Source organism: Mesorhizobium sp. M4A.F.Ca.ET.020.02.1.1 (genome assembly GCF_004022645.1).
Classification (GTDB): Bacteria; Pseudomonadota; Alphaproteobacteria; order Rhizobiales; family Rhizobiaceae; genus Mesorhizobium.
Genome location: NZ_RZOI01000238.1, coordinates 1 through 7,695, shown reverse-complemented (window position 1 = coordinate 7,695; position 7,695 = coordinate 1). Strand labels below are relative to the sequence as shown.

Here is a 7,695-nt window from a genome sequence, read left to right as displayed (position 1 = left end):
ATTTCGACGGCGCGATGATCCCGGCGGTGATCGGCGATGTCGCCGGCCTGCCCAAGCTGATCGATGCGCTGGCCGCAGGCGGCTTCGGGCGCGCGCTGATCGAGAAGATCGCTTATCGCAACTGGTTGAGCGTGCTGGAGAGAACGATAGGTTAGGTTACAGCACGCAGCCGATGCGCTTCAGCCAGTCCTTGCCGACGCCGCGATCGCGGGGCAAGGGGTCTTCGTGATCTAGGCGGGCGCAGATGCGGTAGACCTCGAGCGTCTCGGCATTCATCTCTCCGCGCTTGAAGAAGAACATCGCCGCCGCATAGCGGCTGCGGCCGGACCATGTTTCGCCGAGCGGCGTGTTGACCAGCTGCCACTGCTCGGCGGCTTCCGTCTTCGCATCCAGGTCGTCGTCCGCTTGGCTTGCCATGTCAAAAATCCGCCGGCGGGCTGGCGGTGCGACGGTCGAGCCTGATAAAGGGGCGCTGCACCACCTTCGCGCGTTTCATCAGCTTCTGGTACTGCAGCTCGCGCATGGCGTAGATCTCGACCCAGAGGTCGTCGACGATCGTATCGCCATAAGGCCGCTGCAGCGAGGCGAGAGCGATGTTGCGCTTGGCCATCGGCGACCACATGGCGGCGCTGACCAGCCCGACCTCCTGGCTCTTGCGATAGTAGACGATGGCATGCTCGGCCGGGATGTTGCCCTCGATCTCCAGCCCGACCAGCACGAGGCGCAGCTTCCTCTTCGTCCGCGCTTCGAAAATGGCACGTCGGCCGTTGAAGTGCCCCTTCTCGGGATCGACCATGAAACCGAGGCCGACCTCGTCCGGCATGCGCAGGCGGTCGGCGCGAATGGCATGCTCGGCGGTGGTGAAGTCGGCATTGGCGACGATCAGGCCGGCTTCGAGCCGGGCGCGGTTCAGCGCCGTGTAGCCGATGGCGCGGATGCCGCGCAGTTCGCCCGCCGCCATCAGCCGGTCCCACAGGCTCAGCGCCTTGTCGGCGGGCACGAACAGCTCGTAGCCGAGATCGCCGGTGAAGCCGGTGCGCGAGATCGTAACGGTGGCGCCGTCATGCGCGAACTCGGCGAGGTCGAAAACCTTCAGCCGCTCGACACCGGCAAAGCCGGCGTCGCGCAGGATGGCGAAGGAGGTCGGGCCTTGCAGCGCCAATCCGGCGACGGCTTCGGTCTCCTCCTCGACGTTGACCTCGTAGCCCATGGCGCTGTCGAGCAGCCAGGGCAAATGCCGCTCCTGCGAGCAGAGGCGAAAGCGCGTCGGCGACAGCCGCAACAAAGTGCCGTCGTCGAGGACAAAACCTTCGTCGTCGCACCAGGCGGTGTAGTGGACGCGGCCGGGCTTCAGCCTGGTCACGTCGCGCAGCGTGACACGGTCGAGATAGGCTTCGGCGTCCGGCCCCTCGATGCGGTATTTCGTCATCGGCGAGATGTCGAAGAGTGCCGCCTGGCTGCGGATGGCGAAATATTCGAGCTCCTCGTCCCATAACGAGTGCGGGGCGCGATAGCCGGCCCAGCTGTACCACTCCTGCTTCAAGCCCAGCGCGTCGATGCGCGGCTGGAAGGGCGTGCCCAGCCGCAGCGTGCGGAAGTGTGATTGCGCGATGGTGCGGGCTTCGAGCGCTGCATCGGCCTCGGTCTCGACGGGCTTCTTCCTGGTTGCTTGCGCCATGCTCATGCCCTCATCGCGATGATGCGGCGCGCGGCGTTGAGGCCGGGCGCGCCGGAGATGCCGCCGCCCGGGTGCGAGCCGGCTCCGGCGAGGAACAGTCCTTCGAGCGGGGTGTCGTAGCCCGACCAGCCGGAGACCGGCCGCGACACCAGCATCTGGTCGGCCTGCAATTCGCCATGGTGCCAGTGGCCGCCGGGCATGCGGTAGCGCGCCTCGATGTCGGCAGGCGTCAGAAGCTCGGCATGGCGCACCGTCGCGCCGATGCCCGGCGCGTAGGTCTCGAGCTGTGCCATGATCGCCTTGAGGAATTGCGGCCTGCCGGCGGCCCAGCCCGCTCGCAGCGCATAGGGGGCATATTGCACCACGGCCGAGAGCACGCAGGCGCCGGAGGGTGCCAGCGAGGCATCGGCCAGGCTGGGCAGCGTGATCTCCATCACCGGCTCGGGCGAGAACGCGCCATATTTCGACGGGTTGAAGGCGCGCTCGACATGGTCGGGCGAGGGCGCGATGACCAACCGACCCTTGTGGCCGGCAGCGCCGACGCCGGAAAATTGCGGCGGTTGGTCGAGCGCCAGATGCAGCTTCGCCGCGTCGCCCTTCATGCGGATGTTCTTCACCCTGCGCACGAAGCCCGTGTCGACCTCGCGCGGGCCGACGAGATCGAGGATGGTCGTCGCCGGATTGATGGCGGAAACGACAGTCTTTGCCCGCAGCGTCTCGCCGCCTTGCGTGACGACGCCGACGGCGCGGCCCTTCTCGACGACGACCTTGGCGACCGGCGATGCCGGGCGGATCGTCACACCTGCCCTCTCGGCCGCCGCGCGGATGGCGGCGACGATGGCGCCCATGCCGCCTTTCGGCAGCATCTGCGCGCCGGCAAGGCCGCCGATCTCGCCGGCCAGCCGGTAATAGAGACCGAGCAGCGAGGTCGGCGAGCGCGGGCCGAGATGGGAGCCGAGCGTCGCGTCGAAAGCGAGCAGGCCCTTCAGCCTGTCGTCCGAAAGCTGCTCGTCGAGCAGGTCGTAAGCATTCATCAAAAGCACGCGCAGGAAGTCGCGCATGTCCTCCTTGCCGAGCCGCTTCAGCGCCAGCGCGGTCTGGCCGAGGCCGGTCATCTCGGCGATCGACATGCCGGCAAGATCCGGCGGCCGGCGCGACAGGAACGGCTTCAGCACGCCGGCATAGCGAAGCAGCTGCGCGCGCAGTTCCTTCCATGCGGATTGCTCGGTGGGGCTGGCGCCGGTCAGCACCTCGCCATAGGCACCGTGCAGCACCAGCGGGCCGTCCTTCGACAGCGCGACCGAAGGCACGATATCGGCGCGCTCGACCTTGAGGCCGCGGCGCTCCAGCTCCAGCGTCTTCACCACATCGGGATGCAGGCGGTTGAGCAGGTGGGCGACCGCCGAGACACGAAAGCCGGGCGCGAATTCCTCGGTGCGGGCGGCGCCGCCGACATCACTGCCTGCTTCGAGCAGCAGCACCTTGCGGCCCGATTTCGCCAGCGTGGCGGCGGCGACGAGGCCGTTGTGGCCGCCGCCGATGACGATGGCATCCCAATTCACTTCAGATGACGTCATGGGCCGGGCTCATATGTGAGGTTGGCTTGGCGAGATCGCGCAGGATCTCGGCGGCGGCGTTGCGTCCGGGCGCGCCCATGACGCCGCCGCCCGGATGGGTGGAGGAGCCGCACATATAGAGCCCGCCCACCGGCGAGCGGTATTGCGCGTAGCCAGGCACCGGGCGGTTGAACAGCAATTGGTCGAAGGTCAGTTCGCCCTGGAAAATGTTGCCTTCGGTGAGGCCGACCTCGGCCTCGATTTCGCGCGGCGTGCGCACCTCCATATGGACGATGCGGTCGCGGAAGCCGGGCGAGTATGCGGCGATCTGCGAAATCACGCTTTCGGCGAAGCCGTCGCGGTCGGCGTCGGTCCAGTCGCGGCCGTCAATCTTCGGCGGCGCGTATTGCACGAAGCAGCTCATGAAATGTTTTCCCGGCGGCGCCATGGTCGGGTCGAGCGTGGTCGGGATCATCATGTCGAGGAAGGGGTCGGCCGACCAGCGATCGGCCTTCCAGTCGTCATAGGCGCGCTCCATGCGCTCGATGGAATCGGTGAAGTGCATGTCGGCGCGATAGACCGGCGAATCCTTGGGCAGGGCCCGGAATTCGGGCAGCGAATCCAGCGCGATGTTGACCTTGCCGGAGGAGCCGCGGATCTTGAAGTTCCTGACACGGCGCAGAAAGATGTCGGGCAGTTCCTTCTCCTCGATCAGCTTCAGGAAGGTGCGCTTGACGTCGGCGTTGGAGATGACGAGCTTGCCGTAGATCTCCTCGCCGCCGGCGAGCACGACGCCTTTGGCCTTGGCGTTCCTGACCAGCACATGATCGACCTCGGCGCCGGTGCGGATGGTGCCGCCGGAGGCCCTGAAGGACGCGGCCAGCGCCTTGGTGACGGCGCCCATGCCGCCGCGCGCATAGCCCCAGGCGCCGACCGAGCCGTCGACCTCGCCCATATAGTGGTGGAGCAGCACGTAGGCCGTGCCCGGCGACATCGGCCCGAGCGCGGTGCCGATGATGCCGGACAGCGCGAAGTTAGCCTTGATGACGTCGGTCTCGAAATACTCGTCGAGGAAGTCCGAGATCGACATCGTCCAGAAGCGCAAGGTCAGCGCCATCTCCTCGGCCGTTAGGCCAGCGAACTTTTTCCCCAGATAGAGCATTTCGCCGAGGTCGCGCGGCTTGAAACTGGTCGGGTCGGGCGCGGTGCGCATCAAGAGCGGCTGGATGAAGCGGCATTGCCGCGTCACGTCGCGCGAATAGCGGTCATAGGCCTCCGCGTCGCGCCTGGAAAAGCGGGCGAACTCGCGGCGATGCGCGTCATGGTCGCGGTAGTTGGCGAGATAGTCGCCGTCGCGTGTGAACACCGCGCCGCCTTCATAGGAGATCACCTGCAGCCCGAAGCGCGGCAGCTCCAGGTCGCGCATGATCTCTGGCCGGAACAGCGAACAGACGTAGGAACAGTTGGAATAAAGGAAGCCTGGCGTCAGCTCGCGGCTGGTGGCGGCGCCCCCGACCCAGTCGTTCTTCTCGACGACCAGCACGTCGAGCCCGGCGCGCTGCAGGTAACAGGCATTGACCAGGCCGTTGTGGCCGCCTCCGATGACGATCGCATCCCACGCCTTCATGTGCGCTCAACCTCCATCCGGATGCCCTTCTTTTTGTGTGGTCTGTTCCCCGATGCGTCGAATTTGGCACGGATCAAGGATTTCTGTCTAGCCATTTTGAATGAATGTTCAACAAATGGTGTTGCGTTTTCCTGTTTATGCGCTAGGCTTTGCGGGCAATTGGAACTGGCCACTTTCGAAATCTTGGGTTGAGATCCGATGATCGAAACGGCGGACGCCGAGCCGGAGTACGACGACACCGCCATTCGCTTCCTGGAGGCGCTCTGGGGCGACGGCTATCTGTCGCCGGGCGGACCCGAGGAGGTCGACAGGGTGGTAGAAGGCCTGTCGCTGAAGGGCAAGACGATCCTCGACATCGGCTGCGGCGCCGGCGGGATCACGCTGCATCTGGTCAAGCGTCACGGCGCGGCGTATGCCACCGGCTTCGATGTCGAAGGACCCGTCATCGAGGCCGCCAGGCAACGGGCGGCCGCGAGATCTCTCGGCGAGCGCACCAGCTTCATCCAGGCGCCGCCCGGTCCGCTTCCCTTCGCTGACGCATCCTTCGATGTCGTCTTCTCCAAGGATGCGCTGCTGCACGTGCCCGACAAGGACGCGTTGTTCGCCGAGATCTTTCGCGTGCTGAAGCAGGGTGGCGTCTTCGCCGCGTCGAACTGGATGATTGCGCATGACGGCGAACCGTCGCCGGAGATGAAGGCCTATGTCGCGGCCGAAGGCCTGTCCTTCACCATGGCCTCGCCGGCGCGCTATGCGCAGGCGATGCGCTTGGCGGGCTTCGCCGATATCGCCGTGCGCGACCGCAATCCCTGGTATCGCGAAGTGGCGCGCGACGAGCTGGCGCGGCTCAAGGGGCCGCTTTATTGGCCTGTCGCCGCCGTGGTGGGTGCCGCCTATGTCGACAAGAACATCCATACCTGGGAGGCGATGCAGAAGGTGCTTGACAGTGGTGAGCACCGTCCCACTCATCTGCGCGGTTGGAAGCCGGTGGTATAGCCGGCGATGCTGGAGACCGTGACGCTCATGAAGACTGCAGAGGCCAGGAAGGTTCTCCCCGAACCGTCGCGAAAGGGCGACGCCGAAAAGCGCGGCCGCAAGGCCTCGAAGGAGGTCAGGCAGCTGCAGCTGATCGAGGCGACGATCGATTCGCTGGCCAAGCGCGGCTACGCGGAGACGACGATGGCCGATGTCGCCGATGGCGCCGGCCTGTCGCGCGGCATCGTCAACTTCCATTTCGAGAGCAAGGAAAAGCTGCTGATCGCCACGCTGCAGCACATGTATGACGAATATTCGGCGCATTGGCGCGCGGCCCTGCAGAAGGCTGGCGATGATCCGGCAAGGCAGCTGCAGCTGCTGGTGTGGGCCGACTTCGACCGCTCGATCTGCAACAAGCGCAAGCTCGCGGCATGGCTGGCCTTCTGGGGCGAGGCCAAGTCGCGGCCGACCTACCAGGCGCTGAGCAGCTCGCGCGACAACTACTACCAGCAGGTCTTCATCGATCTCTGTGCGAAGCTCAAGGAGAGCGGTGGCTACACCTATGAACCCCAGGTCATAGCGCTGGCGCTCAGCGGCATGCTCGAGGGGCTCTGGCTGCGGCTGATGATGGGCACCGAGGACACCACCCGCGAAACCGCGCTGCAGGCGGCGAATGCGTTCCTGGCGGCGGCATTTCCCAGGCACTACCCATGAGAAGAAGGCCGGCCGACGAGCCGGCGGAAAAGACAAGGAGGATGGAACAGCAATGAGAACCCTGAGCCGACGCCTGACGCTGACCCTGGCACTGACCGGTGTGCTCGCCGCTTCCGCGGCGGCGCTGGCGGTTGCCGCCGACAAGGACCTGATCGTGTTCGACTGGTCCGGCTATGAGGATCCAAGCTTCCACGGGAAGTATGTCGAGAAGGATGGCGACTCGCCGACCTTCGCCTTCTTCGGCGACGAGGACGAGGCCTTCGAAAAGGTGCGCTCCGGCTTCAAGGCCGATCTCGGCCATCCCTGTTCGCAAAGCGTGGTGAAATGGCGCGAGGCCGGATTGCTGCAGCCGCTCGATACGTCGAAGATCATGGGCTGGAAGGACCTCAATCCCGGCATCATGGCGATGAAGGATCTCGCTACCACAGCCGACGGCAAGGCCTGGTTCATGCCGTGGGACTGGGGCGACACCCAGCTCACCTACAATTCCGAAAAGATCGACGAGAAGGACGTGCAGTCGCTGAAGGCCTTCGCCGATCCGAAGTTCAAGGGCCGGGTCTCGATCGGCGACAATGTCGACGACGCCTATGCGCTGGCAAGCCTCGCCATCGGGCTCAAGGACTGGACCAAGATGACGGACGACCAGTTCAAGCAGGCCTCGGATTTCCTGCGCCAGGTGCACAAGAACGTGCGCTCCTACTGGACCGACACCACCGACATCGTGCAGCTGCTCTCCGGCGGCGAGGTGGATCTCGCCTGGGCCTGGAACGACGCGGCGGTGCAGTCACAGGCCGCAGGCGTGCCGATCAAGTCCAGGAAGGACACCGAAGAGGGCATGTCGACCTGGGTGTGCGGCTATGTGCTGTTCAAGGATGCGCCGGGCAATGTCGACAAGGCCTATGACTATCTAAATGCCGTCAACGATCCCTCGGTCGCCAACATTCTGGTCAAGGACTGGGGCTACGGCCAGGCCAACGCCAAGGGCATGGCCGGTGTCGACCAGGCGGTGCTGAAGGAAAAGGGCTACGACAATGTGGAAAAGTGGGTCGACAAGACGCTGTTCCAGCAGCCGCTGCCTTCCGAGCTGAAGCTCAAGATGATCGCCGAGTTCGAGAAGATCAAAGCCGGCTATTAGGCCTGATTCTGGT

At 65.2% G+C, this 7,695-nt stretch carries 8 protein-coding genes; 4 read left to right on the top strand and 4 right to left on the bottom strand.

Annotated elements, in window-relative coordinates; genetic code table 11:
- On the top strand, nucleotides 1–155 hold a 155-nt coding region (locus EN742_RS16490), incomplete at its 5' end, for a membrane dipeptidase (RefSeq protein WP_189375375.1).
- Between the two features lies 1 nt (nucleotide 156).
- On the opposite strand, the gene EN742_RS16485 is transcribed toward EN742_RS16490, so the two are convergent.
- The 4 genes from EN742_RS16485 to EN742_RS16470 are packed head-to-tail and all read right to left on the bottom strand — an operon-like array spanning nucleotide 157 to nucleotide 4,861.
- The gene (locus EN742_RS16485) at nucleotides 157–417 is read right to left on the bottom strand and encodes a hypothetical protein (protein WP_128333034.1); all 261 of its coding nucleotides are present in this window, start codon (nucleotides 415–417) and stop codon (nucleotides 157–159) included.
- A gap of 1 nt (nucleotide 418) precedes the next feature.
- A complete protein-coding gene (locus tag EN742_RS16480; RefSeq protein ID WP_126058009.1) occupies nucleotides 419–1,678 on the bottom strand; it encodes an aminomethyltransferase family protein in 1,260 nt (419 codons plus the stop codon).
- 2 nt (nucleotides 1,679–1,680) lie between these two features.
- Nucleotides 1,681–3,255, bottom strand: coding sequence for an NAD(P)/FAD-dependent oxidoreductase (locus EN742_RS16475; RefSeq protein ID WP_126058010.1), 1,575 nt, complete (start codon nucleotides 3,253–3,255; stop codon nucleotides 1,681–1,683).
- The gene (locus EN742_RS16470) at nucleotides 3,242–4,861 is read right to left on the bottom strand and encodes an NAD(P)/FAD-dependent oxidoreductase (RefSeq protein ID WP_126058011.1); all 1,620 of its coding nucleotides are present in this window, start codon (nucleotides 4,859–4,861) and stop codon (nucleotides 3,242–3,244) included. The genes EN742_RS16475 and EN742_RS16470 overlap by 14 nt, the downstream gene beginning before the upstream one ends.
- A 198-nt stretch (nucleotides 4,862–5,059) precedes the next feature.
- Here EN742_RS16470 and EN742_RS16465 point away from each other — a divergent pair, with 198 nt between their 5' ends.
- Genes EN742_RS16465 through EN742_RS16455 form a run of 3 tightly spaced genes read left to right on the top strand, consistent with a single transcriptional unit; the run spans nucleotide 5,060 to nucleotide 7,682 of the window.
- The gene (locus EN742_RS16465) at nucleotides 5,060–5,854 is read left to right on the top strand and encodes a methyltransferase domain-containing protein (RefSeq protein WP_126058012.1); all 795 of its coding nucleotides are present in this window, start codon (nucleotides 5,060–5,062) and stop codon (nucleotides 5,852–5,854) included.
- A gap of 27 nt (nucleotides 5,855–5,881) precedes the next feature.
- Nucleotides 5,882–6,547, top strand: a complete 666-nt coding sequence (gene betI, locus EN742_RS16460; RefSeq protein ID WP_245455358.1) for a transcriptional regulator BetI — start codon at nucleotides 5,882–5,884, stop codon at nucleotides 6,545–6,547.
- Between the two features lie 52 nt (nucleotides 6,548–6,599).
- The gene (locus tag EN742_RS16455; RefSeq protein WP_126058014.1) at nucleotides 6,600–7,682 is read left to right on the top strand and encodes an ABC transporter substrate-binding protein; all 1,083 of its coding nucleotides are present in this window, start codon (nucleotides 6,600–6,602) and stop codon (nucleotides 7,680–7,682) included.
- Nucleotides 7,683–7,695 lie beyond the last annotated feature (13 nt).

Coding starts and splice junctions, on each gene's coding strand:
- betI (WP_245455358.1), top strand. CDS start 5,882: ATGAAGACTGCAGAGGCCAGGAAGGTTCTCCCCGAACCGTCGCGAAAG.
- EN742_RS16470 (WP_126058011.1), bottom strand. CDS start 4,861: ATGAAGGCGTGGGATGCGATCGTCATCGGAGGCGGCCACAACGGCCTG.
- EN742_RS16480 (WP_126058009.1), bottom strand. CDS start 1,678: ATGGCGCAAGCAACCAGGAAGAAGCCCGTCGAGACCGAGGCCGATGCA.
- EN742_RS16485 (WP_128333034.1), bottom strand. CDS start 417: ATGGCAAGCCAAGCGGACGACGACCTGGATGCGAAGACGGAAGCCGCC.
- EN742_RS16455 (WP_126058014.1), top strand. CDS start 6,600: ATGAGAACCCTGAGCCGACGCCTGACGCTGACCCTGGCACTGACCGGT.
- EN742_RS16475 (WP_126058010.1), bottom strand. CDS start 3,255: ATGACGTCATCTGAAGTGAATTGGGATGCCATCGTCATCGGCGGCGGC.
- EN742_RS16465 (WP_126058012.1), top strand. CDS start 5,060: ATGATCGAAACGGCGGACGCCGAGCCGGAGTACGACGACACCGCCATT.